This window comes from Bradyrhizobium sp. Ken51 (assembly GCF_055807435.1).
Window position 1 is genome coordinate 36,895 of record NZ_JBVVPB010000014.1, and the last position, 27,000, is coordinate 63,894.

Annotated in this window: 18 protein-coding genes; 7 read left to right on the forward strand and 11 right to left on the reverse strand. The window is 64.0% G+C overall.

The window, feature by feature from the left end:
- Window positions 1-64: 64 nt before the first annotated feature.
- Together AC0L27_RS23015 and AC0L27_RS23020 are read right to left on the reverse strand one after the other, a co-directional pair.
- Window positions 65-3,394: an adenylate/guanylate cyclase domain-containing protein gene (locus AC0L27_RS23015; protein ID WP_354205155.1), complete on the reverse strand. Its 3,330-nt coding sequence runs from the start codon at window positions 3,392-3,394 to the stop codon at window positions 65-67.
- Between the two features lie 317 nt (window positions 3,395-3,711).
- Entirely contained in the window at window positions 3,712-4,227 is a 516-nt protein-coding gene (locus AC0L27_RS23020; RefSeq protein ID WP_354205153.1) for a hypothetical protein, read from the reverse strand.
- A gap of 570 nt (window positions 4,228-4,797) precedes the next feature.
- On the opposite strand from AC0L27_RS23020, the gene AC0L27_RS23025 reads away from it, so the two are divergent.
- Window positions 4,798-5,724, forward strand: coding sequence for a catalase family peroxidase (locus AC0L27_RS23025; RefSeq protein WP_275169218.1), 927 nt, complete (start codon window positions 4,798-4,800; stop codon window positions 5,722-5,724).
- Between the two features lie 2 nt (window positions 5,725-5,726).
- Here the strand turns inward: AC0L27_RS23025 and AC0L27_RS23030 are convergent, their stop codons facing one another.
- From AC0L27_RS23030 to AC0L27_RS23060, 7 genes are all read right to left on the reverse strand, one after another.
- A complete protein-coding gene (locus tag AC0L27_RS23030) occupies window positions 5,727-6,653 on the reverse strand; it encodes an AraC family transcriptional regulator (RefSeq protein ID WP_354205151.1) in 927 nt (308 codons plus the stop codon).
- A 288-nt stretch (window positions 6,654-6,941) separates the two neighbouring features.
- Window positions 6,942-8,810 carry an ABC transporter ATP-binding protein gene (locus tag AC0L27_RS23035; protein ID WP_354205149.1) on the reverse strand — a complete coding sequence of 623 codons (1,869 nt, stop codon included), beginning with the start codon at window positions 8,808-8,810 and terminating at the stop codon, window positions 6,942-6,944.
- Between the two features lie 9 nt (window positions 8,811-8,819).
- A complete protein-coding gene (locus tag AC0L27_RS23040) occupies window positions 8,820-9,746 on the reverse strand; it encodes a 2-hydroxyacid dehydrogenase (protein ID WP_275169224.1) in 927 nt (308 codons plus the stop codon).
- Window positions 9,747-9,758: 12 nt separating this feature from the next.
- Window positions 9,759-11,087 (reverse strand): NAD(P)/FAD-dependent oxidoreductase, encoded by a 1,329-nt coding sequence (locus tag AC0L27_RS23045; RefSeq protein WP_354205146.1) that lies wholly within the window; start codon window positions 11,085-11,087, stop codon window positions 9,759-9,761.
- A gap of 43 nt (window positions 11,088-11,130) precedes the next feature.
- On the reverse strand, window positions 11,131-12,006 hold the full coding sequence (locus AC0L27_RS23050) for an ABC transporter permease (protein ID WP_354205144.1): 876 nt from the start codon (window positions 12,004-12,006) through the stop codon (window positions 11,131-11,133).
- Window positions 12,007-12,009: 3 nt separating this feature from the next.
- Window positions 12,010-12,960: an ABC transporter permease gene (locus tag AC0L27_RS23055; protein ID WP_275169229.1), complete on the reverse strand. Its 951-nt coding sequence runs from the start codon at window positions 12,958-12,960 to the stop codon at window positions 12,010-12,012.
- Window positions 12,961-12,987: 27 nt separating this feature from the next.
- Window positions 12,988-14,679 carry a peptide ABC transporter substrate-binding protein gene (locus tag AC0L27_RS23060; RefSeq protein WP_354205142.1) on the reverse strand — a complete coding sequence of 564 codons (1,692 nt, stop codon included), beginning with the start codon at window positions 14,677-14,679 and terminating at the stop codon, window positions 12,988-12,990.
- Between the two features lie 218 nt (window positions 14,680-14,897).
- On the opposite strand from AC0L27_RS23060, the gene AC0L27_RS23065 reads away from it, so the two are divergent.
- The 4 genes from AC0L27_RS23065 to AC0L27_RS23080 all read left to right on the forward strand — a co-directional run bounded on the left by AC0L27_RS23065 (window position 14,898) and on the right by AC0L27_RS23080 (window position 19,155).
- A complete protein-coding gene (locus AC0L27_RS23065; protein ID WP_007595614.1) occupies window positions 14,898-15,530 on the forward strand; it encodes a cupin domain-containing protein in 633 nt (210 codons plus the stop codon).
- Window positions 15,531-15,671: 141 nt separating this feature from the next.
- A complete protein-coding gene (locus tag AC0L27_RS23070; RefSeq protein WP_354205139.1) occupies window positions 15,672-17,513 on the forward strand; it encodes an ATP-binding protein in 1,842 nt (613 codons plus the stop codon).
- Between the two features lie 77 nt (window positions 17,514-17,590).
- The gene (locus tag AC0L27_RS23075; RefSeq protein WP_007595617.1) at window positions 17,591-18,040 is read left to right on the forward strand and encodes a cupin domain-containing protein; all 450 of its coding nucleotides are present in this window, start codon (window positions 17,591-17,593) and stop codon (window positions 18,038-18,040) included.
- Window positions 18,041-18,081: 41 nt separating this feature from the next.
- Window positions 18,082-19,155, forward strand: a complete 1,074-nt coding sequence (locus AC0L27_RS23080) for a hypothetical protein (protein ID WP_354205137.1) — start codon at window positions 18,082-18,084, stop codon at window positions 19,153-19,155.
- 123 nt (window positions 19,156-19,278) lie between these two features.
- On the opposite strand, the gene AC0L27_RS23085 is transcribed toward AC0L27_RS23080, so the two are convergent.
- Window positions 19,279-20,097, reverse strand: coding sequence for an ABC transporter substrate-binding protein (locus tag AC0L27_RS23085; RefSeq protein ID WP_354205135.1), 819 nt, complete (start codon window positions 20,095-20,097; stop codon window positions 19,279-19,281).
- A 255-nt stretch (window positions 20,098-20,352) separates the two neighbouring features.
- Between AC0L27_RS23085 and AC0L27_RS23090 the strand changes: the two genes are divergently transcribed.
- On the forward strand, window positions 20,353-21,546 hold the full coding sequence (locus AC0L27_RS23090; protein ID WP_354205133.1) for an efflux RND transporter periplasmic adaptor subunit: 1,194 nt from the start codon (window positions 20,353-20,355) through the stop codon (window positions 21,544-21,546).
- A gap of 15 nt (window positions 21,547-21,561) precedes the next feature.
- Window positions 21,562-24,720: an efflux RND transporter permease subunit gene (locus tag AC0L27_RS23095; protein ID WP_473320477.1), complete on the forward strand. Its 3,159-nt coding sequence runs from the start codon at window positions 21,562-21,564 to the stop codon at window positions 24,718-24,720.
- Here AC0L27_RS23095 and AC0L27_RS23100 read toward each other — a convergent pair.
- Complete coding sequence (locus AC0L27_RS23100; protein ID WP_354205129.1) at window positions 24,717-26,984, reverse strand: cation:proton antiporter domain-containing protein; 2,268 nt, start codon at window positions 26,982-26,984, stop codon at window positions 24,717-24,719. The two genes, AC0L27_RS23095 and AC0L27_RS23100, sit on opposite strands and share 4 nt — an antisense overlap.
- Window positions 26,985-27,000: the final 16 nt, after the last annotated feature.

Sequence of the window (27,000 nt, forward strand, 5' to 3'; positions counted from 1 at the left end):
GATGCTGGGGCAGGATCTCGACGCCTCTCCTGACCAAACGGCTAGCTAGAGAAACCGCACGTGCCTAATGCACTTGCTTGAGCAGCTCTCTGGCTTCAACGACTTCGGGAAGATTGCGCTCCGCATCGAATTCAGCGAGCACGGGAGCGAGCACCTCGGATACCGCGCCCGCTCGGCCATTTGTCTTGTGCAGGCGTGCAAGTCCAAGGGCGCTGCGCAGCTCGAAAGTCTTCACCCGTTGGTGCCGTGCGATTTCCAGCGCTCGGTTTAGCGCATTTTCGGCACTGGCTAGGTCCGAAGGATCATGACGCAACAAAAGCTCCCCGTAGACGCGATGCAGCTCGGCATCAAGCCAATGCTGACCGGATTGCCCCGCCCATGTGATCAATCCGCTCAAGATTTCCAGCCCGTTTTCGAGTCGGCCCGACTCTGCATCCGCCATCGCGACATGCATCCCCCAAAACGGCTCACAGAGGTAGCAGTCATTCTCGTGCAGCAAGGTCCAGCCGCGACGCATTTCCGTTAGCGCGGCCATTCCGTCGCCGGCACGCCACTTGGCCAGGCCATTCAGGTAGGTGCCGGCGGCCACATACAGCGGCATCGTGTGGTCGCGAGCGAGACCGAGCGCCAGGATCGTCTCTGTTTGCTGCAACATGCCCCCGCATAGTCCGTCGAACACAGCTCGATGAACAAGCGCATTGGCCTGAGAAAGCGCCCGTTTTTCTCCGGAAGCACTTATCGCTTCCACGGCGAGGCGACGTGCGCGAGCGATCCTGCCAAGCGGCCAAAGCACCAGGGCAAGAAACCTCATGATCACGAATGGGAGATCCAGTGCCGAGCCCCTAAACGTCGCGGGATCCGGCTCGTCACCATAGATCTCTAGTGCCTTCTCAAGATGTACTCTCGCGTTCAAGTAGTCGCCCCCGAACCAGCAGGTAACCCCGCCCGTCCAATGTGCAACGACGGCGGCCACCGGTGAGTCCGGTCGCCGTTCAGCGGCGTTCACGATGGCATCCACCAGCGCCCGCATCGGCGCGAGTTCGCCGTGTGTCAGGCAGGCATTGAAGAGACCCGAATGGACTGGCGCAAGTTCAACCGGATCATTGATGTCGGCTGCGAACTGTCGGGCGCGCGTCCATGCGGCTACCGTTTCGGGAGCGCTGTGCCCGAGGCTGCCCCGTAATGCACGGCCATATGCGATTTGAAGATGTAGCCTACTCATCATCCGGTCGTGCTCATCGTGCAGCTCATCGGCGACGGCAATCGCCTTGCCGAGATGTGCAATCGCCTCGGAATAGGCGGAGCGTTTCAGCGCCTGCAGGCCCGCCTTGCGCCACCATTCGAGGGCGACCTCGTTCAGCCCCGCCTCAGTGAAGTGGTGTGCCAGAACTTCCGGCTCAGTCTCGGCGACGACTGGAAACTTCTCGCGCAGGACATCGCCGATGCGCTTGTGAAGCACCTGCCGTTTGCTCTTGAGCAGGCTCTCGTAGGCCGCTTCCTGAACGAGAGCGTGCTTGAAACTATAGTTTGCTTCGGGCGGAGCCCCGCGACGCACCAGCAGTTCGGCCTCTTCGAGTTGTGCTAGCGCAGCGCTCAGCGTCAGATCATCGCGTCCCGCCACATATCTCAGCAGCGCGTATGAAAAATCGCGACCGATGGCGGCGCCTATCTGCGCCAACTCCTTGACTGGGGCCAGCCGGTCAAGCCGCGCCATCAGCGAATCCTGCAGCGTTGCGGGAATAGCGAGCGGCGGGAGCGGATTATCGAGGCGATAGCGCCCGGCATCTTCGACGAGTAGCCCGGACTCCAGCACCATCTTGGTCAATTCCTCGACGAATAGTGGGATGCCATCCGTCCTATCGATGATCTGCTTCATCATCTCGCGTGGCAGCTGGCGACCAACGGCCACCTGTTCGACCAGCGCGCGCGAGTCCTGCCGATCGAGTCGGTCGAGCCGCAACAGACTAACGTTGGCAAGGCCCGACCAGGAGGGCTCGAACTCTGGCCGGGATGTCATGAGCACGAGTATCGGCAGGCCTCTGATCCGATCGACCGCGAGATCGAACAGTTCAAGTGTCGTGGCATCGGTCCAATGCATATCCTCGCAGATAATCAGCAGGGGTTGCTCTCGCGCCAACCCTTCAAGCTGATCCAGAAGGGCGGCAAATGTCTGTCGCCGCTGCTGCGCCGGGCTCAAACTCAGCGGCGGACAATGGTCGCCGGTGGGAATCGAAAGGAGAGCCGCAATGAGCGGTGTCGCTTGGGCGACCTGCTGTGTTCCAAGCGCCAGCATTGCCTCGAGCTTGTCGAGCTTTTGCCCAGGCGTGTCGTGCGACCGGATGCCGGCGGCGCGCTCGAGCTGCGCGACAAAGGGATGGAGCGCACTGTTGATATGGTAGGGCGAACACTGATATCGCACCCGGCGGTGAGCCCCCAACGAGGGGCTTTCGGACAGCGTTGCGACAATGCGCGACTTGCCGATGCCCGCTTCGCCGGAAATCAATACCATCTGCCCCTGCCCCTGCCATGCCAGCCGCTGGCGCGAGAGAGTGAACTCGATCTCATCCCTGCGGCCGACAAAACCGGTCGAGCGTACCGCGCGGACCGCCTCGAAGCGACTCTCGGATGCGATCGCTCCCTCCACCGCCCAGACTGCGATGGGTTCGGCTATGCCCTTGACCTCACGGCGGCCGAGATTGCGAAACGTGAAGAGATCACCAAGCAGCCGGCGCGTCGACGAAGCAACGACGACCGCGCCCGGTTCCGCCAGGCTCTGGAGCCGAGCGGCAAGGTTTGGTGTGTCGCCGACGGTTGCCTGTTCCTCTGACGCATCTCCGCTGATGAGGTCACCGACCACCACAAGCCCTGTCGCAATTGCGATGCGCAGTTCGACCCGTTCGTCGGCGCCTGTTTTGAGCTGCCCAATTGCGGAGATAGTGTCGAGACCCGCTCGCACTGCGCGCTCCGCATCATCCTCGTGGGCGCGAGGATAGCCGAAATAGACGAGTATTCCGTCGCCGACGAACCTGGCTATCCTGCCGTCATAAGCCGCAACGACGCTCGCGCAGGCGGCGCGGTAGGCCCGGATCACTTCCCACATATCCTCGGGATCGAGACGCGCCGAGAGCGCGGTCGAGCCGACCAGATCGCAAAACATAACGGTGAGGTGGCGCCGCTCGGCGTCCTGAGGAGGCGTCGGCGATGCGATCAACGCGGCTGGATCGAGGTCGGCAATAGCACGCAGCATTTTGCGGCGATGGCCTAGCAGGACTCCGAGCTTATCAAAGTCCTCGTCCATCAGTTCGGGGAGGATGCCCACGTCGATTGCATTCTGGGCAAAACGCTCTGCGTATTGCCCAAGCCCCAGTTTGTCGAGCCACTCCGCAATCTGCATTGGCTCCACCGATCGTGTGGTTGGCGGTTAGCAGGATTTTGGACCACGGCGCGGGGACGATATCCCAACATCGCCATGATGGCACGTCTTGTTTGTTGTGCGATAATTTAGGTTACTCAGTACCGACACGGCTTCTAAGCCGGGTCGCCGCCCGATGCGAACGACTCCGCTACCAAACATCGTCTTCACGCAGCGTTGCACGACAGAGGTTGCGATGAGTGGTCACGACTCACTCGGGACCTGGAGCCGAATCCAACGCTGCGGCTTGTGCTCTCGTCATGACGCCAAGCAGACGTTCTTGGGTGAGCACAATTCCTTCATTGCTTGTCCATGCGCGCTTCGTAGTTGCGAGCCATCGTGCCCGCCGCGACTTGGAGCGAAGAACCAACCACCCAACAGCCGGCAACAAAGGCTATCAGGCCATTGGCTGGGTTATGATCAAGGACAAGGATGCTGACGGACAGAGTTGCGGCAATCGCGGCGCCGAACGTTCCGGCCGCGCTCATGATCTCAGCCGGCTCGGAACCATTCCACTCTTCCGAGGTGCTCGAAATCGACTTCCGCGCGACACTGCGAGACAAATCAATTCCAACGTAATAGCTAAAAGCTCCGTAGAGCATCGTTATCAGCACGATCCAGCCGCTTTCAAACAGTCCGCCTTTCTCACGCAACAGGGCCGCACCCACATAGAGGCCGCAAGAGGCCCCAACGGCTGCGAGCCCAATTCTTTCAAGAAGATGGGCCGACCTGATCAGACCGGAACGAGCGATCCGAAGATTGCCGGAGCCCCTCGTTAGGGAAAATGCGCTAGAAATTGCATCACTAATTTTCATTGGGGGTCTCCTTCTTAGGTAAGTAGCGGCCTACCGGCCGACCCCGAATAGAGGCAGCCTCGTGGACGCGTTTTGCGATTGCCTGGATTCCAATTTCTGAAAAATCTGTGCTGAGTGATGGGGCTGGCTTGCTCGTGAGCTAGACGAGAGCCAATCCAAAGCTGCGAGCACGCGGCTACGCAGGCCTTGCATCTCACCCGTGTCTGTCAGTTAAGTCCGGGTGCGGCAATTTCTTGCGGGAGTGATAGCTCGAAAAGAGAGTGATGAAATATGAGACGGTTCACATAACGCGGTTTGCCGTCGCTCTATCCGATCACAATTTCCGGAGGACAAGTCTGCATCGTCGCGAGACCCGGGAGCGCGGGAGCTGAAAGAGCCATCAGTAAACAAGTTGTCCCGCGTCTCGCCGACATCAGATCTATCCACTCATACCATGTTTTGCGCACGTGAATTCCCGAAGCGCGAGCAAGCAATCAGCAGGGTCGGACAAGGCAGCGCGGCTTTGGGAAAGACGTCGGCGCTGCACCAGACCTAAAACCTGGCCATGCCGCTCGCGCCGGAGGCCAAGCCATGTCCGAACTTCCCACCCTCGCTGCAACACCCGCCGCGATCGTCGATGCATTGAAGGCGGTCGCAGGCAATCCGCCGAAGGTGCGCGCGATCTTCGCCAAGGGTCGATGTGTGCGCGGGACCTATGCGCCGTCCGACCACGCGGCAGAGATCACGCGATCGCTGAGCTTCACAAGACCGTCGCGCGTGCTGGCGCGCTTCTCCGTTGGCGGCGGCAATCCCGGGGTGACCGACACCAACAATCTCGTCCTGCGCGGCTTCAGCTTTAGGCTTGGCGACGATGCCCATCGTTCGGACATCCTGACGGAAACCGCTCCGGTGCATTTTGCACGGACGCTCGACCAGATGCTCGCCTTCCTCGAGGCGCGCATCCCAGGCGCGGACGGCAAGCCTGACATCGAGAAGGTCCGAGCCTTTTCCGCGGCCAATCCTGAAACACTGAACCAGGCGAATTACGTCGCGGCACGCCGGCTGCCCGGCAGCTTTGCCGGCACGACCTATTGGGGCGTGCACGCCTTTCCCGCGACGAACGCGAAGGGCGAGACCCGCTTCATCAAGTTCAAGGTCGCGCCTGTGGGCGGTGACGTCACCTTGAGCGAGGACGAAGCCAGGGGGAAGTCGGCCGATTTCCTGCATGACGATCTCGCGCGGAGGATCGCAGCCGGCGATATCCGCTTCAACGTGATGGCCTTGCTCGACCGTCCCGGCGATCCCACCATGGACGTGACCCTGCGATGGCCGGACGAGGACAACCGTGAGCAGGTGCGGCTAGGGACAATCGTCATCACCAGCCTCGAGGCCAACGAGGCCTGCGACGGCTCCATCTTCAATCCGGTCAATCTTGCCGACGGCATCGGCCATCCGCCGGACGAGATCTTTGCCGCGCGCCGCACGGCCTACACGATCTCACTGGCGAAACGCCGGTAAGTTCAAGTCTTGTCCCGTCCGCCATCCGTGTCGCGGCGCCATGCGCCCGGACTGACGCCGACGATGGACGAGAACACCCGCGTGAAATGGCTCTGATTCGCGAATCCGGCCGAGATGGCAATCTCGGACAACGGCAGGTCGCGGACCGACATTAGTTGCTTGGCCGCCTTCACGCGCTGCTGGAGCAGCCATTGATGCGGCGGCAGGCCGGTGGAGATCCGGAATGCGCGTGAGAAGTGGCTGACCGACAGGCCAAGCTCGGTCGCGATCAGCTGCAGCGCGATCTTGCCCGAGAGATCGGAATCGAGCCGGTCACACGCACGCTTCACCTGCCATGGCGCGAGACCGCCGCGGCTCGGTTCTGCGGCTGGCTTCAGCCCACCATAGGTCTGGGCCACATGGGCGGTGAGCGCAAGCATCATGTGATCGACGAAAAGCTGGTTGGTCTCGTCGGGCCTACACAGTCCTTGCCGCAACGAGGCACCGACATGTCGAACGACCTCGTCGTCATGACCGACACCTGGCTCGTAGCTCAGCTCGCCAACGCGCGGCCCGCCCGGTTGCCTAGCAACGCCGTTGAGCGCCGAGCGCGGCAAATAGAAGAAGAGCGAGTGAAACGGCTTGTCGATCACATAGCGCGGGTCGCGCTTGAGGTCGTACAGATAGGTCGCACCTGCGCGAACATCCGCCTTGGTGACACAGCGGCCCTCCTCCCAGCATTCGCAATCCGGATAGTCGCGGAGTTTCAGGCTGACGAGATAGGCATCTTCCGCAGCCAGCGAGCCGGAAATATCCGGCGTCGGATCGTCGTTGCGGACTTCGGTGACCGCGAGTTCGGAGCTGTGCAGCGAACGCGTGATCAGGACCGGTGCTTGCTCCGAGCGAAGGCCCTGCCCGAGCCTCTGCCCGTAGACGCCTGCTTGTGTCATTTCAGTAAATCCATCCGTAAAGGCACGTCTTCGCCGGCCTTCCCGAGATCCGCACATTATCGGAGATCGCCGGCCGACGGTCCAGCCGCAGCGCATAACACGAGGCTGGCGCGGCAGGCTGTCGCACTGGATCGCGCCGCGATGATTTCATTGTGATTTCAGCGTGATGTCACAGGCCCGGCGCCGCGAAGGACACCATCGTTGACCTCCCCGGCAGATCGCCGCGCGACTCCATCGTGCATTTTGGAAATGATGCGTAGACAGAGAGCCATGCGCTCATGGCCTTCGTCAGGCGGACCATTCCTCGCCCCAGACCTGCACGACGTGGCCCGGCGACACCTCGCGATATTGCCGAACGGGCGGCTGGTAGTCGGGCGCGCGCACCGGGCTTCTGATCTCGTCGTTCGCTACCTCGCGCCTGGTGCCGCGGCGCGCTGGATCCGGCACCGGCACGGCCGCCATCAGCTTCTTCGTATAGGGATGCTGCGGATTTCCGAACAGGGCCGCGCGTGGACCGGTCTCGACGATCTCACCGAGATACATCACCGCGACGCGATGGCTCATGCGCTCGACCACCGCGATATCGTGCGAAATAAAGAGATAGGCAAGTCCCATACTGGCCTGAAGGTCCAGCATCAGATTGACGACCTGCGCCTTGACCGAAACGTCGAGCGCCGAGACCGCTTCGTCCGCGACGATCAGCTTCGGTCCGAGAGCGAGCGCGCGGGCAATGCAGATGCGCTGGCGCTGGCCACCGGAGAATTCGTGCGGAAAGCGCGCGGCCATGTCGGCGGTGAGACCAACGCGAACGAGCAGGTCGGCGACCTTCTCCCGCGCCTGCGACGCCGTGGCGAGCCCGTTGGCGAGCAATGGGGCCGCAATCGCCGTTCCCACCGACATGCGCGGATTGAGGCTCGCGAACGGATCCTGAAACACGATCTGCATCTGCTTGCGGAAGTGGCGCAAAGTGCGGGCATTCATGGCCAGCACATCCTGCCCGTCGATCAGGACGGTGCCGCTGTCCGGCTCCGTCAGCTTGAGAATGGAGCGGCCCGTCGTCGACTTGCCGCAGCCGGATTCGCCGACCAGCGCCAGCGTCTCGCCAGCGCGCAAGGTGAAGGAGATGTTCTCGACCGCATGAACGCGGCCCGAGACCTTGCCGAACAGGCCCGAGCGGATCGGAAAGCGCGTCGTGAGGTTGGAGACTTCGAGCAGCGGTCGCTCGGCAATCGAGACCGTATCGGGCGTCTCCGCCGGCTCGTCCGAGGTTCCCGTCAGCTTGTCGACGATCGGAAAGCGCATCGGCCGCGTCCGCCCGTCCATCGAGCCGAGGCGTGGCACGGCGGCGAGCAGTGCCCTTGTGTAGGGATGCGAAGGGGCTGCGAAGATGCGCGAGGTATGGTCGGTTTCCACCGCCTGGCCGCCATACATCACCACGGTGCGATCCGCGATCTCGGCAACCACGCCCATGTCGTGAGTGATGAAGAGGATCGACATCTCCTCTTCCTGCTGAAGCTCCTTCAACAGCTCCAGGATCTGGGCCTGGATTGTGACGTCGAGCGCGGTGGTCGGCTCGTCGGCGATCAGCAGCCTCGGCTTGCAGGCCAGCGCCATCGCGATCATCACACGCTGGCGCATGCCGCCGGAAAAGCGATGCGGATGCTCGTGGAAGCGCGACTTCGCCGCGGGTATCCGCACACGGTCGAGCAGGCGGATGGTCTCGGCCTCCGCCGCCGCGCGCGACAGGCCGCGGTGCTGAATCAGTGCTTCCGCAATCTGGAAGCCGATGGTGAGCACCGGATTGAGGCTCGTCATCGGCTCCTGGAAGATCATGGCGATGTCGTTGCCGCGAACATCCTTCATGCTCGCTTCGGGCAGCGTCAGCAGGTCGCGACCGGCAAGCCGGACACTGCCTTCGACGCGGCCGGTCTCCTTCGGGATGAGCCGCATGATCGAGAGCGCGGTGACGCTCTTGCCCGAACCGGATTCGCCGACGATCGCCACGGTTTCCCGCGAGGCAATATCGAACGATACATCGCGGACGACGGGAATCCATTGCCGCTCGCGCATGAAGGACGTCGTCAGGCCGGAAACCGACAGCACCGGCGACTGCGCGTTGACAGCGACTTGATCAGCTCCGCTTGCGCCCATGCTCATGCCAGTGTCCTAATAGCCACGAGTACGGTCGACACGCCCCGGCAATTCTTCACCGCGGCGGTGACGCGCGATCACGTCCAGCACGAAATCGACCGCCGTGTCCGGCGTGGTCATGCTGGCATTGTGCGGCGTGACCAGGATGCGCGGGTGGCCCCAGAACGGATGGCCTGCGGGCAGCGGCTCCGGTTCGGCGACGTCGAGGACGGCGCCTGACAATGCGCCGCTGTCGAGCGACGCGAGAAAGTCGGCTTCGACCAGATGCGGGCCACGCCCGACGTTGACGAGCGACGCGCCGCGCGGCAGGCGCGCGAACAAGTCTGCATTCAGGATGCCGCGGGTCTCGTCGGTCAAAGGCAGCAGGCAGACGAGAATGTCGGTCTGCGCAAGGAAATCCGGCAACGACTCCATGCCCGCATAACAGGTGACGCCGTCGAGCTCGCGCGGCGAGCGGTTCCAGCCGACAAGCGGAAAGCCGAACGCCGTGAGGCGTTCCAGCACGGCCTGGCCGAGCTGGCCAAGGCCCATCACGCCGACGCGCCGCCGCCTCGCCGGCGTGATCCGGATCTCGCGCCAGACCTGTTCCTTCTGCTGGTTGATGAAGTGCAGGAGATCGCGATGCAGAGCGAGCACCGCCATGGTGACGTATTCGACCATGGTCTCGGCGATGCCGGGCTCCAGCATGCGCACCAGCGGAATGTGTGGCGGAACTTTTGACGCGTCGAACTGGTCGACCCCCGCACCGACCGAGAAGACCAGCTCGAGATTGGGGAAAGTCGTCGCGATGTCGTCCGGCGGCACCCACGCCACGAGATAGCGGACATCAGCGGGATCGCCGATGTCGGGCCAGAGCCGAAACGGAACATCGGGCGCGCGCTCGGCGAAGAAGCCCGCCCACTCAGCGCCCCGAACCATGTTGGCCTTGTAGAGGACCGTCATGCCGCAAAACCCTCAGAAGGGGCTGACCGGCGCGAGCCGGCGGCCGTCGATCAGGCGCTTGTGGCTGTAGGCCGCGGGATCGACGAGCGGCGTCGCGCCCGTTACGATGTCGGCGGCGAGCTTGCCAGCCGCAGGACCGATGCCAAAGCCGTGGCCGGAGAAGCCGGTGGCGAGGAAGAAGCCGGGCATGGCGTCGACCGGCGAGATGACGGGGATGGTGTCCGGCGTGCAGTCGATCGTCCCGCCCCAGGCTTCCGCGATCTCGATCTCTTTCAGCTCCGGGTTCGACTTGATCAACGAAGCCAGCGCGGCATTGACCAGAGACATGTCAGGCGCGGGATCGCGAACGCGCTCGGTCTCGAATGGCGACGGCTTGTCCAGGCTCCAGCTCGTGCCGCGCATGAGCTGGTCGAAGAAGGATTTGCCGAACGACAGTTTCAAGCCGTTCTTGCGATGCAGATAGGTTGGCCAGAAGGTCCGCGCGTAGCGGAACAGATCGGGCGACAGTTCGACCGTGCCGCGGTTGCGCAGCGCCAGCGTAAAGCCGCCGTCGAGGCGGCGGCGGATGCAATAGAAATCGGTGCCGAGCGCGCCGGAGGTGATCTCCGGCCCCGGCGTGGTCCGGCACGCGGTGGCGTTGACGAGGCCGATCGGCAGCTCGATGCCATGGCGGCGGCAGAACAGCGACGACCACGCTCCGCCGGACAGCAGCACCGATTGCGTGCGAATGGTGCCCTTCTCGGTGACGACGGCGCTCACCCGCCCGCCTTGCGTCTCCAACCCACGCGCGGCGCAGCCCTGATGAATGGTGACGCCGTGTTTTCGCGCGGCGGTCGCAAGCGCCGGCACCGCCATCGAGGGCTCGGCGCGCCCGTCGCTCGGCGTGTGCAGGCCGCCAACCCATGTCTCGGAATTGCCGGGCAGGCGCTCGGCGACTTCCGCCGGCGTCAGAACGGTCGAGTGGACCTGCATCTCGCGTGCCGTTGCGGCCCATCGCTCCCAGCTGGCGAGTTCGTCCTTGCTCTTGGTCAGGAACAGCACGCCGGTACGGCGGAAGCCGGCATCGACGCCGGCATCGTTCTGCATATCCTCCCATAACCGCAGCGCCTCGCGCGCCAGCGGGATCTCCTCACGCGCGCGACCCTGCTGGCGGCACCAGCCCCAATTGCGGCTCGACTGCTCGCCGCCGACATGGCCCTTCTCGACCAGGGCGACGGAGAGGCCCTTCTTCGCGAGGTGATAGGCCGCGGAGACGCCGATGACGCCGCCGCCGATCACGACGACATCCACCTGCGCCGGCAGGCGTTCGTCGCTGTTTATACGGGTGAGCGGCGGGGACATGGGACACTCCAGATATTCAGTTCGATGGAAGCTCGTCGGCTTGTCATGAGATGTTCATTCGCGGATCGAGCGCGTCGCGCAGGCCATCGCCGAGGAAGTTGAAGCTCGTGACCGCCAGCGTGATGGCGACGCCCGGCGCGATCGCGAGCCAAGGCGCGCTGGTGAGATAGATCTGCGCGTTGTTGAGCATGTTGCCCAGGCTCGCGGCCGGCGGCTGGATGCCGTAACCGAGATAACTCAGATAGGACTCCAGCAGGATCGCCTTGGCCACGTTCAGCGTCGCAGCCACCACGATCGGCGCGACCGCGTTGGGCACGAGCTCGCGGAACATGATCCGCAGGTTCGACGAGCCGAACGCGAGTGCAGCAACCGCAAACTCGCGTTCCCGCAGCGAGCGCACCTGGGCCTCGACGACGCGGGCCACCCACATCCAGGCGGTTGCCGCGATCAGCACGGTGGTGGTGACGAAGCCGGGCTCGATGAGCGCCGCGAGCGCAAGCAGCAGGAAGATGGTCGGAAAGCAGAGCATGGCATCGACCAGCCGCATCAGCACCGCACCGACCACGCCGCCATAGAAGCCGGCGAAGGCGCCGACGGCGATGCCCACCGCCATCGCGATCACCATCGCGATGAAGCCGATCGACAGCGAGACACGCGCGCCCATCATCAACCGGGCCAGCACATCGCGGCCGAGTTCGTCGGTGCCGAGGATATGCGCACCGGAAAACGGCGGCGCGAAGCGCTTCATGATGTCGATATAGGTGTCGTCGAACGGCAGGAGGTACGGGCCGAATGCCGAACCGAGGATGAGCAGCAGAATGATCACGGCGCCCGCGAGCGCGAGCCGGTGCCGGCGGAAGCGCCGCCAGGCGGCCTGGCCCGGCGCGAGCTGAACGGTCGTGAGGGCTGCGCTCGTCATCGCCTAGCCCACCCGGATCCTGGGATCGACGACGGCATAGAGGATGTCGGCGAGCAGCGACCCAATCAGCACCATGATCGCCGAGAACATCAGGATGCCCATCACCACGGGATAGTCGCGGTAGCCGATGGAATCGAGGAACAGCCGGCCCATGCCCGGCCAGGTGAACACGGTCTCGGCGACCAGCGCGCCCCCGAGCAGCGTCGGAAACTGAAGGCCGGCCACCGTGATCATCGGCAGCAGCGCGTTCCGCAAGGCGTGAACCGTAAGGATCCGCCATTCCGGCATGCCCTTGGCGCGCGCGGTGCGGATGTAGTCCTGGTTGATCACCTCGAGCATGGAGGAGCGCATGAAGCGGCCCCACATCGCGGTCTCGACCAGCGCCAGCACCAGGGCCGGCGCGATCAGATGATGCAGCAAGTCGAGGAAGGAGCCATCGCCGACGGTCTGCCGGTTGCCGGCCGGCAGCCAGCCGAGCTTCACCGAGAACACGTAGATGGTGACGAGTCCGAACCAGAAGGTCGGGATCGACAGCGCGATCATGGCGCCGACGGTTGCGAGCGTATCGAACAGCGAATAGCGGCGCAGCGCACCGAGCACACCGATCCAGCAGCCGAGCAGGACGGCGATGATGGTCGCGGTCGCCATCAGCTCCAGCGTGGCGCCGAGATGAGAAGAGATCACCGACAGCACCGCCTCGCCGTCGCGATACGAGCGGCCCCAATCGCCCCTCAGCATCCGGCCGAACCAGTCGAGATACTGGATCGGCAGCGGCCGATCGAGCCCGAGCTGCCGGGTAACGCGATCGAGGTCCTCCTGCGTCATCTGCGCGGACGCCGCGAATTGCGAGAGCGGACCGCCGGGCGCCAGATGCAGGATGGCGAAGCCGATCGCGGACACGATCACCAGCAACATGATCGCCTGCGCCAGGCGATTGGCGACGTAACGGGCCATCTCAGGCGATCTCGCGCACCTGAACCATCAAGCCCAGTACCATTCGCGGATGTTCCAGCAGTTGATCGACATGTTGATGTTGGGACGGAAACCCTGGAGCCCTTCCTTCACGCCCTCGGCGATGAAGCCCTGGAACAGCGGCAGGATCGCGAGGTCGTCGCGGATGAGCTTTTGCAGATTGCCATAGGTCGACTTGCGCTGCGTCAGATCGAATTGCTTGGCACCTTCTGCGAGAAGCCGATCCGCCTCAGGGTTGCGATACTGATAGGTGTTGTAGCCGCGGCCACCCTTGGCAGGAATGGCGCCGGAGCCGAAGCGAGGCGTCACGTCGGGGTCGCTGCCCAGCATGAAATTCACCCCCACGATCACCGAATTGAATTTCGACTGCTGCCAGAAATCGCCCCAGATCACGGCCGCCGGCATGTTGTTCACGCGCATCGCGGCACCGATCGCGCGCCAGTCCTGGATCAGCAGTTGCTGGGTTTGCTCCCGCACCGCATTGCCCGACGTTGTGGAATTGGCGAACTCGAGCTTGACGCCGCCTTTCTCGCGCACGCCGCCAGCGCCGCGGACCCAACCGGCCGCATCGAGCAGCGTGTTGGCCTTGGCCGGATCGTATTTGTGCTGCGGCAGTCCCTGCTGGAACGACCAGGCCTGTTGCGGCACGAAGCTTTCGGTCTGCGTCGGCAAGCCGTAGTTCAGCGCGTCGATGATCGCCTGCTTGTTGATCGCAAGATAAAGCGCCTCGCGCACGGTGCGGTCCGCCAACGCGCCGAACTCCAGATTCGGCGCGATGTGCTCCACCGACGACGTCGAGGAGACGAAGATCTTGCGCCCCTTCAGCGTCTTCGCCTCCTGCACGAAGTTCGGCAAAATGCCTTGCAGGCCGGTGTAATCGACCTGCCCGGTACGGAACTGAGTGTAGAGCACGGTGAGATCGGGAATGTATTTGAAGACCACGCGCTCAACGTAAGGTCCCTTGCCGTGGTAACCGGCATGCGCATTCAACTGAATGTGGTCGCCGGGAACGCGCTCGCCCCAGCGGAACGGCCCGGTGCCGACAGGCGCGTTGTGGAACGGCGAGGCGTTCGGATCGGTCACCTTTTCCAGGATGTGCTTGGGCACGATGAAGGTCAGCGATCCCAGGATCGACATATAGGGCGAATAGGGCGCTTCCATGCGCCAGTGAATCTCGTCGGGCGCGACGACCTTGATGTCCTTCACGAGGCTATGGCCGACGCGGCTGCGCGCGCGGAAATCGGGATTGTTGATCAGCTCGAGCGAGAACTTGACGTCCTCGGCCGTGAACGGCGTACCGTCGTGCCATTTCACGTCGCTGCGGAGCTTGATCTTCCAGGTCAGGCCGTCGGCCGACAGGCCGCCATTCTCGAGGGTCGGGACTTCGCGGGCGAGGTCGGGAACGAACTTGCCGTCGGGATCGATGAACCAGAGCGGCGAGAACACCTGCCACCAGATGCCCTGATCGACTTCGATGCCCGGCATCAGGGGATGAAAGACCGTCGGCTCCTGCGACAGCGCCGCGATCACCTGCCCGCGCGGCTTGTCCGGCGGTTGGGTCGGGCGTTCGGTCTGCGCAAATGCGTTGCCCGATAGCGTCCATCCCGCCGCGGCGCCCGCACCGAGCTGAAAGATCTGACGGCGATTCGGATTGCCGAGATGCAGTGCCCCAACGCCGAACTTCCCGGTGTCGTCCGCCATGACCACTCTCCGTTGTCGCACGCGGCACCGTCTCCCGCGCCCCCGAGATCCCCGGCAAGGGACAGGAGTGGGCTTTAGTGCTTCTAAATTTTTCTATCAAAAGTTCATCACGACTAAATACAGCTGTCAATCGCATTGCTAGGATGCGCGACCTTTTCACTTCGACTGAAGCTCCGGACCGTCGTCCTCCGGGCTGAGATGATGCATGGGAGAGCGACATGGATGGTCGCGGCGAGATCAACGATCCGAAGGATGCCCCGGCGATCGAAGCCGACGACGCCGTCGACCAGCGCCTCGGTGAGACCGTGCGGCTGCTGCGCCAGCGTGCGGGCCTGTCGATCCAGGACGTCGCCAACAAGACCGGCCTCTCCAACGGCATGATCAGCCAGCTCGAACGCGCGCGTGCCATGCCGTCGATTCGCACGCTGCGCCTGCTCAGCATCGCGCTCGACGTTCCCATCTCCTATTTCTTCGAGACCACCGATCCCGCCGACGTGCAGCGCTACATCGTGCGCAAGAACAGCCGGCGCCTGCTGCGGCTCACCGCCAGCGGCGTCGTCAAGGAGGCGCTGACGCCGGCAGACAAAGGCCAGCTCGAACTCTACGAGCTCACGCTCAATCCCGGCGCCTCGTCCGGCACCGACTTCCTGCAGCACACCGGCGAGAAGGCGGGCTATATCCTCTCCGGCAGCCTGCGACTGTGGCTCGACAACCAGGCCCACCTGCTCGAGGCCGGCGACAGCTTTCGCTTTCCGAGCATCGTGCCGCACATGTTCGACAACCCGACCCAGCAGACGGCGCGCGTGATCTGGGTGACGACGCTACGCCAGACCGATTCGCCGGCAGGTTGAAGCACCACCACCCGACACCACCGCAAATTGCCCCTCGACGCCGCCGCGCGGAATCTGTAGCTGACATCTGTAGCTCACGTGGAGCCGGACATTGACAGGGCGGACACGAGGGGTCCGCGACTGACGCGCTGGTGTGAGACCATGAAACTCAGGGGGCTTCTGACACTCGCGATGGCCACGCAGGTCATCGTGACCGCGGCGGCTCTCCTCGTCTCCTATGCCGCGACCGGAATCGGGTTCGGCATTGCTCAGATCGTCGCCCTGCTCGCAAGCGGCGCCACTGCCGTCCTGCTCGCTCGTCTGTGCACGCGCGCGATCGAAATGGCGCAGGAAAAACGCGCCGCCGCGTTACTGACCGAGCAGGCGCGGGCCAGCGCACAGATGACGCAAGCCGTCATCAAGACCGCGCTCGACGCCTTCGTTCAGACCGACCAGAACGGCATCGTGCTGGAATGGAGCCTTCAGGCCGAGGCCTTGACGGGATGGACGCGCAAGGAGGCGCTCGGCACCGACGTCGTCAACCTCCTCATTGCCGAGCCACTGCGCGACGGCTTCAGGCAACGCATGATGCGGCTGCTGCCGGAACTGTCGGATACGCCGATCGGCATCCGGTTCGAAGCGACCCTGCTGCACCGGAACGGCGACGAGATCCTGATCGAGGCGTCCAGCACGGCGCTCCACATCGGGGGTCGCACCCTCATCAACAATTTCGTCAAGGACGTCACCCGGAAGCGCGCCGCCGAGGAGCAGCTGATCCAGGCCCAGAAGATGGAGGCGGTCGGCCAGCTCACCGGCGGCATCGCGCACGAATTCAACAACATGCTCACCGTGATCACGGGCACGATCGAGATCCTCGCCGACGCCGTGAAGGACAATCCGCCGCTCGCGACCATCACCAAGCTGATCAGCGACGCCGCCGATCGCGGCGCCGCGCTGACGTCGAGCCTGTTGTCCTTTGCCCGCAAGCAGGCGCTCAAGCCGGCCGAGAGCGACATCAATGAACTGCTCGAAGAGCTCGCAAAGCTGCTGCTGGCAACCTTCGACAAGAAGATCGAGATCGTGACACGGCTCGACGGCAACGTCTGGCTCGCCCTCGTCGATCGCGGCCAATTGAGCTCGGCGCTTCTCAACCTCGCGATCAACGCCCGCGACGCGATGCTCGATGGCGGCAGACTGACGCTGACGACGCGCAACGTCGTGTTCGGCGTCCGCGAGGCCGTGGCGGTCGGGGCCGGCTATGCCGGCGACTATGTCGAGATCGAGATCGCCGACACCGGCACCGGCATTCCGCCGGCCATTCTGGAGCGGATCTTCGATCCTTTCTTCTCGACCAAGGACGTCGGCAAGGGCACGGGGCTCGGGCTCAGCATGGTGTTCGGTTTCGTCAAGCAGTCCGGCGGCGGCATCAAGGTCTCGTCCGAGGAAGGACGCGGCACGATTTTCACGATCTACCTGCCGAAGGCGGAGGCGAGCACGCTTCGCCCCGCCGGCTATGACGAGCGCAAGGTCGTGGGCGGGACGGAAACCATCCTTTGTGTCGAGGACGACCGCGACGTCCGCCAGTACGTCACGGTCCAGCTCGAAAGCCTCGGCTACAAGGTCATCCCGGCCGCCAATGCGGCCGAGGCACTGGCCATCGCGGCCGAAGGCACGCCCTTCGACCTGCTATTCACCGACATCGTGATGGCCGGCAGCTTGAACGGACGAGAGCTCGCCGACGAGATGGTGGCAGCGCACCCCTCGCTGCGGGTGCTTTTCACGTCGGGCTATGCCTACGACGCCCCGCATTCGCAGGGACGCGCCACCAAGGGCGCGCCGCTTCTGACCAAGCCCTACCGCAAGGCCGAGCTCGCGCGCATGCTGCGCCGCTCTCTCGACACCGCTGTCGACGACGCGGGCGATCCGATCCCGACGCCCTATTCCGTGCAGGCTGATCTCGAAGGCTTTCTGCGCAGGCAGGCGGCTGAACGCGACGGGCATTAGTGCGAGTCTTGCGCATGGACAGCGCATGGCTGCTGCGCAACACTCCGTCTCAGTTACAATCCCATTGGAGGCGAGCCATGACTGCACTCGAAAAAGGCATCACCGCGAACGGTACGGGGTATGGCGGCAAGACCTGGAACATCCTCGGCCAGGTCTACTTCCCGAAGGCGGTCACCGAGTCCACCTTCGCGTTCGAAACCAACAGCGATCCCGGCCAGTTCGTGCCGGTGCACATCCATCCGACCCAGGACGAATTCATCCTGGTGCAGGAAGGCACACTCGACCTCAAGCTCGACGGCAAATGGGTGAAGGCTCATGCCGGCGACCTCGTGCGCCTGCCGCGCGGTATCCCGCACGGCTATTTCAACAAATCCGACAAGCCCGCCCGCGCGTTGTTCTGGGTCTCGCCGATGCAGAAGCTGGAGGCGCTGTTCAACCAGCTCCATGACCTGACCGACCCGGCCGAGGTCGTGCGCATCTCGGCGCTGCACGAGGTCGACTTCCTGCCGCCCGAAGCCAACGACTAGGCTACGATCCCCCGACCGACGAATCGTTGGGGGAACCGGCCATGCCTGCACGACGTCAACTCCTCGCAATCACCGCGGCGCTTGGGCTGCTCCTTACGACGTTCGTCCCGAGCCGGGCGCAAACGCTCACGGCCAGGCAAGCGGAAGCGCTTGCCTCCTACGAGCGTGCGCTCGACGACTTCAAGGCGATCCTGGCCGAGCGGCGCCGCCAGATCGAGGCGAAGCAGCCGCTGCCGAACCTGCCGGGCCAGGCGCTGTATCTGGCACGCGTCGCCGTGATCAGTGCCTACAAGGATCTCACCGACGCCATGCCGTCGCGGATCGGCAGGCCCAACAAGTTCGAGATACCTCCGGCCTATTTCGATGCCGACATCGAGCCGCTGGTGGACGAATACTCAAAGCTGTTCGAGATCATGGAAGCGCCGCCGGCCGGCGCGCAGAACTCGGGGACGCCGTTCAAGGACGTCGTCGATCTCGCGGTCGCGATCGCGCGCGCCAAGGGGCTTGCGCCTGACCACGCCGAAGCCGCGGGCCGCATCAGCCTCGGGCTGTTCTTCGCCGAGACCAACGGCAAGCAGAACGTCCGCAACGGGCGCTCGAACACCTATATGGGCAGCTTCCAGACCGGCCCGTCCGAGGACCGCAACGGGCGCAGGAAATGGGAGGCCATCAAGGCCGAGATCGCGGCCGCCGATCCCGACTTGAGCGCGCGCGATGACAAAGAGGAGGCGCGGGCCCGCGGCACCGATTATCGCTTCAATCACTGGACCAATGTGCGCGACGGCCTAATGAACGCGCATGCGGATGTTTTCCGGGATATCCCGGGAATCGTGAAGACGCTGCCCGACCCGATCGACCAGATGAAGCTGTTCGAGCTGATCCAGATCGTTCCCACGCCGACGCGGTCGGCGCTCAAGTCCGGCGATCTCCTGAACTACAGGGTGTCCAGTCCGACCATCATGAAGCACCTGCGCAACAACAGCATTTTTGCTTTTGGACAGGCCGACCGGGCGCGCACCTCCGCAAGCTTCCGCGAGATCCTCGCGGCGATGTGGCTGTTCAAGCGGAAGTTCGAGAAGGCGATGGCGAAATACGCAGAGATCAAACCGCGCTGAGGTCGCGGTTTGCGACATCAAACGCTCATGGCGAGGAGCCCGCCAAAGCGGCGTCTCGAACCATGCAGACCGAGCACGTTCGGCAGCCTCCCAGCTGTTCGTATCCGATCGCACTGGCCCGTCCTATTCGGTGCGGATCGGCGTGTCCTTCAGGCCGTTGTTATCATAGGCTTTGCGTAAGGTGCCATTCGTCACCGCCTCGTTCATGAACTTGGCGACGAAGGTGAGCGCTTGGGGATGACCGAGCGGCACAGCGACTGCGGTGACGGTCTTCTTGAAGGTTTCGTCGAGCACTCGCGTGCCCGGAATCCTCTGCGCCATCTTGTTGAGCTGGTCGCGCGACAGCGCGAAGGCGTCGATCTCGCCGCTCTTCAGGAGGCCGAAGATTTCGTCGTAGGTCTGATAGCCCGTGACCTTCGCGTTCTTCAAATGCGCGACCGCGCCGCGCATGGTGGTGGTGGCGTTGACGGCCGCGACCTTGATGCCGGGCTGGTCGAGCGTGACGAAATTGGTGACGCTCGAGCCGGGCTTGACGATGTAGGTGGCGTCCGCGACCTCGTAGATCGGGCCGAACATCATCCTGGACTCGCGCTCGGGGTCCTTGGGCAGCCAGGTGACGTCCCAAGCACCTTTTTCAAGAGTGCCTTTCGACGCCGCATCGGTGATCTGGCCGGAATTCTGGTGCACGACATATTCGATGGGCACGCCGAGCTGCGCAGCCATCTCCTTGCCGAGATCGACGGGAACGCCGGCATAGCCGGCTTCGGTCTTGGTGGACCAGAACGCGCCGCCCGCCGGGCTGATCGCGATCGCGACCCGCAGCTTGCCGGTCGGCGCGATCTCGTCCTTCAGACCATCGGCTAGCGCGGGCATGGCAACCGCCGCTGCGAGAACGAGGCCGGCAAGGACCGACTCAAGCACCGACTGGAGAGACGTGGGCATGTCATGATCTCCCGACCTTTTCTTCTTTTATTCTTCTCTTGTTCGTCCCGACTACTCCGCGTGCCGCCGCAGGGCCTTTGACATAATTCTGGTCGATCCTGCGCGCGATGAAAAGCGGTTTGTGATGGCAAAACTGCCAAAGGCCACAGCGCAGGCTGTAGCACAAGGCCGACGACTGCCATGGCTATGGTGTTCCACGTCCGGGCATTTGTTGGTAGCCTCCCGCCCCGACAGACAGCAACCGGGGGCCACCGAATGACCTGCGCGAATCCCGCATCTCCCGCACGGCGCAACGGAGCGTGGAGACATGTCGGGCAGGCACTGGCCGCCGCGATGGCGGTGGCCGCGCTCACCGGCTGCGAGGACAAAAATACGTTCGTCGCGCCGCCCCCGCCCAAGGTGGACGTGGCCGCGCCGGTGCAGCGCCCGGTGACCCGCTATGTTGAGGCCACTGGCAACACCGCGCCGGTCAAGAATGTCGATCTCGTCGCGCGCGTGCAGGGATTCCTGCAATCGATCGACTACCAGGACGGCGCGTTCGTCAAGCAAGGCACCCAGCTGTTCACGATCGAGCCCGAGACCTACAAGCTCAAGCTCGACCAGGCGCAGGCGGCCGAGGCCGGCGCGCAGGCCTCGCTCCGGCAGGCGGAAGCCGATTACAAGCGGCAGAGCGATCTTGTGCAGCGGCAAGCGGCCTCGCAAGCGACCTTGGACAACTCGACCTCGAACCGCGACAACGCACAAGCCAACCTCCAGCAGGCCCAGGCCAATACCCGCCTCGCCGAAGTCAACTACGGCTACACCAAGGTCAGCGCACCATTCGACGGCATCGTCAGCGCGCACATGGTCTCGATCGGCGAACTCGTCGGGGTCTCCTCCCCGACTCAACTCGCCTCCATCGTTGCGATGGACCCGATCTATGTGAACTTCACCGTCAACGAGCAGGACGTGCTGCGCATCCGTGCCGAGGCCGCTCGCCGGGGGCTGACCGCCGCCGACATGAAGCAATTTCCGATTCAAGTCGGTTTGCAGACCGAGGCCGGCTATCCGCATGAGGGCAAGCTCGACTATGTCGCCCCGACCCTCACCCAGTCGACCGGCACGCTCGCGGTGCGCGGTCTCGTGCCCAACGACAAGCGGGTGCTGCTGCCCGGCTATTTCGTCCGCGTTCGCGTGCCCTTCACCCAGGAGAAGGACGCCCTGCTCGTGCCCGACACCGCGCTCGGCAGCGACCAGGGCGGCCGCTATCTCCTCGTCGTCAACGGCGGCAACGTCGTCGAGCAACGCAAGGTGCAGATCGGTCCCGTCGACAACGGCCTGCGCGTGATCGAAAGCGGCTTGAAGCCGGACGATCGCGTGGTGACCGCAGGGCTGCTGCGGGTGATTCCGGGCCAGAAGATCGATCCGCAGGTGACGAAGATCGAGCAGCCGCAGGCGTCTGCCAAGTAAGTAGGAGCGCCAGCCATGATCTCAAAGTTCTTCATCGAGCGGCCGGTCCTCTCGAACGTCATCGCGCTGCTGATGATCCTGATCGGCGGCGTCGCGCTGTTCAACCTCGCGATCGCGCAATATCCCGATGTGGTGCCGCCGACGGTGCAGGTCACGACGCGCTATCCCGGCGCCAGCGCCAAGACCGTGATCGACACCGTGGCACTGCCGATCGAGCAGCAGGTCAACGGCGTCGAGGACATGCTCTACATGCAGTCTTACAGCGGCTCCGACGGCACCTATACGCTGACCGTGACCTTCAAGATCGGCACCGACCTCAACTTCGCGCAGGTGCTGGTGCAAAACCGCGTCTCCAGCGCGCTGTCGCAACTGCCCCAGTCGGTGCAGAACCAGGGCGTCACCGTGCAGAAGCGGTCGACGTCGATCCTGCTGTTCGTGACGCTGACCTCGCCCGACAAGACGTTCGACAGCCTTTATCTGAGCAACTACGCCACCATCAACCTCCGCGACGAACTCTCGCGCCTGCCCGGCGTCGGCAACGTCACCGTGTTCGGCGCCGGCCAATATTCGATGCGGGTGTGGCTCGATCCGAACAAGCTGCAGGTTCGTGGCCTGGTGCCGCAGGATGTCATTCAGGCGATCCAGCAGCAGAGCCAGCAGGTCTCCGCCGGCCAGGTCGGCGCACCGCCGACACCGTCGGGACAGGCGTTTCAGTATACCCTCAACGTCAACGGCAGGCTCGACGACACCACCGAATTCGAGAACATCATCGTCAAATCGGGCACCAGCGGCGACGTGACGCGGGTGCGCGACGTCGGCTGGGTCGAGCTCGGCGCGCAGACCTACAGCCAGATCTTCTCGCTGAACAAGCAGCCGGCCACCGGCATCGGCGTGTTCCAGTCGCCCGGCGCCAATGCACTCCAGGTCGAGCAGGCCGTCGAGAAGAAGATGGCGGAGCTTGCAAAGGCCTTCCCGCAAGGAATGAAATGCGACACGCCGTTCGACACCACCAAATTCGTGCAGGCCTCGGTGCACGAGGTCTACACGACCCTGATCGAGGCCGGCCTGCTGGTGCTGGTCGTCATCCTGGTGTTCCTGCAGGATTGGCGCGCGATGCTGGTGCCGGCAACCACGGTGCCGGTCACCATCATCGGCGCCTTCGCCGCCATGGCGGCGCTCGGCTTCACCATCAACATGTCGACCCTGTTCGCGATCGTGCTCGCGATCGGCATCGTCGTCGACGACGCCATCGTCGTGGTGGAGGGTGCTGCTCACAACATCGAGCAGGGCATGAATGGCCACGACGCCGCGATCAAGGCGATGGACCAGCTGTTCGCGCCGATCGTCGGCATCACGCTCGTGCTGATCTCGGTGTTCTTGCCGGCCTCGTTCCTCGCGGGCCTCACGGGCCGGATCTATTCGCAATTTGCACTGGTGATCGCGGCAACCGCGCTCTTGTCTGCTATCAACGCCGCGACGCTGAAGCCGACGCAATGTGCGCTCTGGCTGCGGCCGACCGTGCCCCCCGAGCAGCGCAATTTCTTCTACCGGGGTTTCAACGCGGTCTATGATCGCGTCGAGCGTGGCTACACGAGGCTGATCGGCTTCCTGTGCCGGCATGCCACGATCTCGGTCGCATTCGCGCTGGTGCTGATCGGGATCGGCGGCTACGGGCTGTCGCGAGTGCCGACCGGCTTCCTGCCGATCGAGGACCAGGGCTATCTGATCGCCGCCGTGCAACTGCCGGACGGCGCCGCGCTGGAGCGGACCCAGAAGGTGCTCGACAGAGCGAGCGAGCTGATCAAGGACACGCCTGGAGTCCAGCAGGTCATCACCATCGCCGGCATCTCCGCACTCGACAACAGCGCCAGCCTTGCCAATGCCGGTGTCGCCTACATCATCCTGAAGGACTGGGACGCGCGCAAAGGACCGGGCGAAGATCTGCGCTCGCTGGTCTACGGGCTGAACGACAAGCTCGCTGTGATCATGGAGGCACGCACTTTGGTGCTGCCGCCGCCGCCGATCCAGGGCATCGGCAACGCGGCCGGCTTCTCGATGCAGGTCGAGCTGCGCGACGGCAACAGCGATTTCGCCAAGCTCCAGGCCATCACGGGCGCGATGGTCTCCAACGGCCAGAGCCAGAGCGCGCTGCAGCGCGTCCAGTCCTCGTTCCGCTCCTCGGTGCCGCAATTCAACGTCGAGATCGACCGCATCAAGACCCAGACGCTGCACGTCACGACGGACCAGGTGTTCGCGGCGCTGTCGACCTATCTCGGCTCGTCCTACGTCAACCAGTTCAACAAGTTCGGCCGCGTGTTCCAGGTCTACACCCAGGCCGATCCCGCCTTCCGCGTCACCGAGCGCGACATCGCCAACATGATGGTGCGCAACTCGAACGGCGACATGATCCCGATCGGCACCGTCGCGACGATCACGCCGGCCACCGGCCCCTCGCTGATCAGCCTCTACAATCTCTATCCGTCCTCGACCGTCATCGGCCTGCCCGCGCAGGGCTACTCCTCCGGCCAGTCGCTGAAGCTGATGGAGGAGATCGCGGACAAGACGCTGCCGCCGGGCACCGGTTACGAATGGACTGCCATGTCCTATCAGGAGAAGGCCGTCTCGAACCAGATCTACTGGGTGTTCGGGCTCGCCATGCTGCTGGTCTATCTCGTGCTCGCCGGCCAGTACGAGAGCTGGTACGCGCCGATCTCGGTCATCCTGGCGGTGCCGCTGTCGTTGCTCGGCCCCATGCTGATCCTCAACGGCCTGAAGATCGACAACAACCTCTATTGCCAGATCGGCCTGATCCTCTTGATCGCGCTCTCGGCCAAGAACGCGATCCTGATCGTCGAGGTCGGGCTCGAGCTGCACGGCCGCGACGGCAAGCCGGTGCTGGAATCCGCCATCGAAGCTGCGCGCGCCCGCTTCCGCCCGATCCTGATGACGTCGTTCGCCTTCATCCTCGGCGTGGTGCCGCTGGTCCTCGCAACCGGCGCCGGCGCCAGCGCGCGCAAGTCGATCGGCATCACCGTGTTCTCGGGCATGCTGGCCTCGACCTGCCTCGCGGTGCTGTTCGTGCCGGCGTTCTTCGTGGTGGTGCAGCGCTTCGAGAATTGGCGTGCGTCGAAGAAGACGTCCAAGACGGTGGCAGTGGCCGAGGTGAAGTCCTAGGCTTTCTCCGTGGAATTCGGCCGCGCCTCGCCGCTTGAGACCAGCAGCACCGAGACCTTTGCCTGCCTGAGCACGGCGTCGGCGACGCCGCCAAAGGAGAGGTGATCGGCCTGGATGCGATCGACGCCCATCACCACCAGATCGACGTCGGTGGTCTCGATCTCGCGCAGGATCGCCGCTTCAGGCGCCCGGTTCGCGCGCAAGGTCGTGGTGATGTCGACTTCGTAGCGGGCGGCGAGATCGCTAGCGTCCTTCAGGATACCGGCCTCCTGGCTCAGACCACGAGAGGCGCCGCGTTGCGCGCCCTTGTCGCGCGTCGTCGCGACATAGATCACCCGGAGCGAGCCTGATCCCGCCTGCGCCAGCGCGACCGCGACCTCGGCGCCGCGCTTGGAGACGCCGCTGCCGGAGACCGGAACGAGGATGTTGAGCGCCTCGGGCATCGGCTGCTTCAGGTGCTTGCCCTTGGCCGCGACGATCGCGAGCGGCCCTTCGAACTCCGCTCCAATATCCTCGATCTTGCGGTCGAATCGATCCTTGGTGGCCGCGACCTTGTCGATACCGACGACAAGGAGATCGAAGCCCTTCTTCGCTTCGTCTCCTATCGTCTCACCGAGCCCGGATTTGCGGACTCGCGTCGTGACATCGACGTTGCGGACATCCTGGTCACCGCTCGCTGATACCGCTTCAGCCGCCTTCTTCACCACCGCTTCGGGGCTTTCTTCCTCGTCGCGGCCCTTCTCCTGCTCCTTGGCGCGCTTGCCGATGTGCAGCACGGTGATCGGCAGGCCACGCATGCCCGCGATCAGGCCAGCGATGTGGGCGGCGAAGCTGGCATTGACGCTTTCGTCCACTGCCAGCAAGGGACGTTCGAGATTGGCGACGAAGCCGCGCTTCTCGAACTCCTCGCGCTCCAGGCGCTCCCTCTCCTCCTCGCTCATCGGCAGCTTCGCCAGCGCCGCGCGCAGCATCGGCGGCATTGCCATCGTGGTCACGATCGCCATGGTCACGATCATCGTGAACAGGTTCTGGCTGAGCACGCCGATCGAGAGACCGATGGTGGCGATGATGACCTCGGTCGAGCCGCGCGCGTTCATCCCGCTTGCGAGCGCCAGCGACTCCCGTGTGTTCAACCCGCCCACGGTTCCGCCGATGAAAGCGCCGCCGAACTTGCCGACGCTGGCGATCACGACCAGCAGGCCGGTGAGCATCAGCAGGTTGGGATCGCGGAGCACGGTGAGGTCGGCGCTCAAGCCGGCCAGACCGAAGAACACCGGCATGAAGAAGCTGGAGATCAGCCCGCGCAGGCGCTCGTCGATCTGCCGCGTCAGGATCGGGGACTCGCCGACCAGAATGCCGGCGACAAAGGCGCCGAGCACGGTGTGGACGCCGATCAGATGCGTGATCAGCGCCATCGCGCACATCATCAGCAAGATCACCGTGATGACCGGCGCGGTGCTGACGAGATTGTCGTTGGCCCAGCGGATCAACTGGAATGCGAGGCGGCGGCCGATGGTGAAGCTGATGGCGAGGAAGGCCAGCGTGCCCAGCACGGCTTTCGCCACCGAGGCGATATCCAGCGTGCCGTGCGAGGCCAGGCTGAAGATGACGGCGATGATGATCCAGCCGATGGTGTCGTCGATGACGGCGGTGGCGACGATGATCTGACCGACATTGCGGCGCATGAAGTTCATCTCGCGCACAACCACCGCGACGATCTTCACCGAGGAGATCGACAGCGCCGTGCCCATGAACAGCGACGCAACCAGGCGGGCTTGCGAATTCGGCAAGAGTGAGTCGGGCAGGAACTCGCCGAGCGCGAAGCCGCAAGCGAAGGGCACGAGGATGCCGGCGATCGAGATTGCGATCGCGGCCTTGCCGACCTTCCTGACCAGCTTGAGGTCGGTCTCCATGCCGGTCAGCAGCAACAGCAGCAGGATGCCGAACTGCGCGATACCGTCGATCATCGCTTTCTGCTCGGGCGTCTTGGGGAAGATTGCGTGCTGTGCGTCAGGCCAGACCCAACCGAACAGCGAGGGACCGAGCAGGATGCCGGCGAGCAGTTCGCCGATCACCGAGGGCTGGCCGAGGCGCTGCATGATCTCGCCGAGACCGCGGCCGACCGCGATCAACAGCACGATCTGCGCCACCAGCAGGAATTCCGACGGACCGGCCGATTTGCCGCCCTCGGCGCTGGCCGCAACGGTGGTGAGGACAAGCGCCGCGGGGACAAGGCCGACCGGTCGGAGCAGGCTCCACTGCATGCAGGAATTTTACCCC

Coding starts and splice junctions, on each gene's coding strand:
- AC0L27_RS23035 (WP_354205149.1), bottom strand. CDS start 8,810: ATGAGCATGGGCGCAAGCGGAGCTGATCAAGTCGCTGTCAACGCGCAG.
- AC0L27_RS23060 (WP_354205142.1), bottom strand. CDS start 14,679: ATGGCGGACGACACCGGGAAGTTCGGCGTTGGGGCACTGCATCTCGGC.
- AC0L27_RS23025 (WP_275169218.1), top strand. CDS start 4,798: ATGTCCGAACTTCCCACCCTCGCTGCAACACCCGCCGCGATCGTCGAT.
- AC0L27_RS23065 (WP_007595614.1), top strand. CDS start 14,898: ATGGATGGTCGCGGCGAGATCAACGATCCGAAGGATGCCCCGGCGATC.
- AC0L27_RS23020 (WP_354205153.1), bottom strand. CDS start 4,227: ATGAAAATTAGTGATGCAATTTCTAGCGCATTTTCCCTAACGAGGGGC.
- AC0L27_RS23085 (WP_354205135.1), bottom strand. CDS start 20,097: ATGCCCACGTCTCTCCAGTCGGTGCTTGAGTCGGTCCTTGCCGGCCTC.
- AC0L27_RS23080 (WP_354205137.1), top strand. CDS start 18,082: ATGCCTGCACGACGTCAACTCCTCGCAATCACCGCGGCGCTTGGGCTG.
- AC0L27_RS23050 (WP_354205144.1), bottom strand. CDS start 12,006: ATGACGAGCGCAGCCCTCACGACCGTTCAGCTCGCGCCGGGCCAGGCC.
- AC0L27_RS23015 (WP_354205155.1), bottom strand. CDS start 3,394: ATGCAGATTGCGGAGTGGCTCGACAAACTGGGGCTTGGGCAATACGCA.
- AC0L27_RS23070 (WP_354205139.1), top strand. CDS start 15,672: ATGAAACTCAGGGGGCTTCTGACACTCGCGATGGCCACGCAGGTCATC.
- AC0L27_RS23030 (WP_354205151.1), bottom strand. CDS start 6,653: ATGACACAAGCAGGCGTCTACGGGCAGAGGCTCGGGCAGGGCCTTCGC.
- AC0L27_RS23075 (WP_007595617.1), top strand. CDS start 17,591: ATGACTGCACTCGAAAAAGGCATCACCGCGAACGGTACGGGGTATGGC.
- AC0L27_RS23040 (WP_275169224.1), bottom strand. CDS start 9,746: ATGACGGTCCTCTACAAGGCCAACATGGTTCGGGGCGCTGAGTGGGCG.
- AC0L27_RS23090 (WP_354205133.1), top strand. CDS start 20,353: ATGACCTGCGCGAATCCCGCATCTCCCGCACGGCGCAACGGAGCGTGG.
- AC0L27_RS23045 (WP_354205146.1), bottom strand. CDS start 11,087: ATGTCCCCGCCGCTCACCCGTATAAACAGCGACGAACGCCTGCCGGCG.
- AC0L27_RS23095 (WP_473320477.1), top strand. CDS start 21,562: ATGATCTCAAAGTTCTTCATCGAGCGGCCGGTCCTCTCGAACGTCATC.
- AC0L27_RS23100 (WP_354205129.1), bottom strand. CDS start 26,984: ATGCAGTGGAGCCTGCTCCGACCGGTCGGCCTTGTCCCCGCGGCGCTT.
- AC0L27_RS23055 (WP_275169229.1), bottom strand. CDS start 12,960: ATGGCCCGTTACGTCGCCAATCGCCTGGCGCAGGCGATCATGTTGCTG.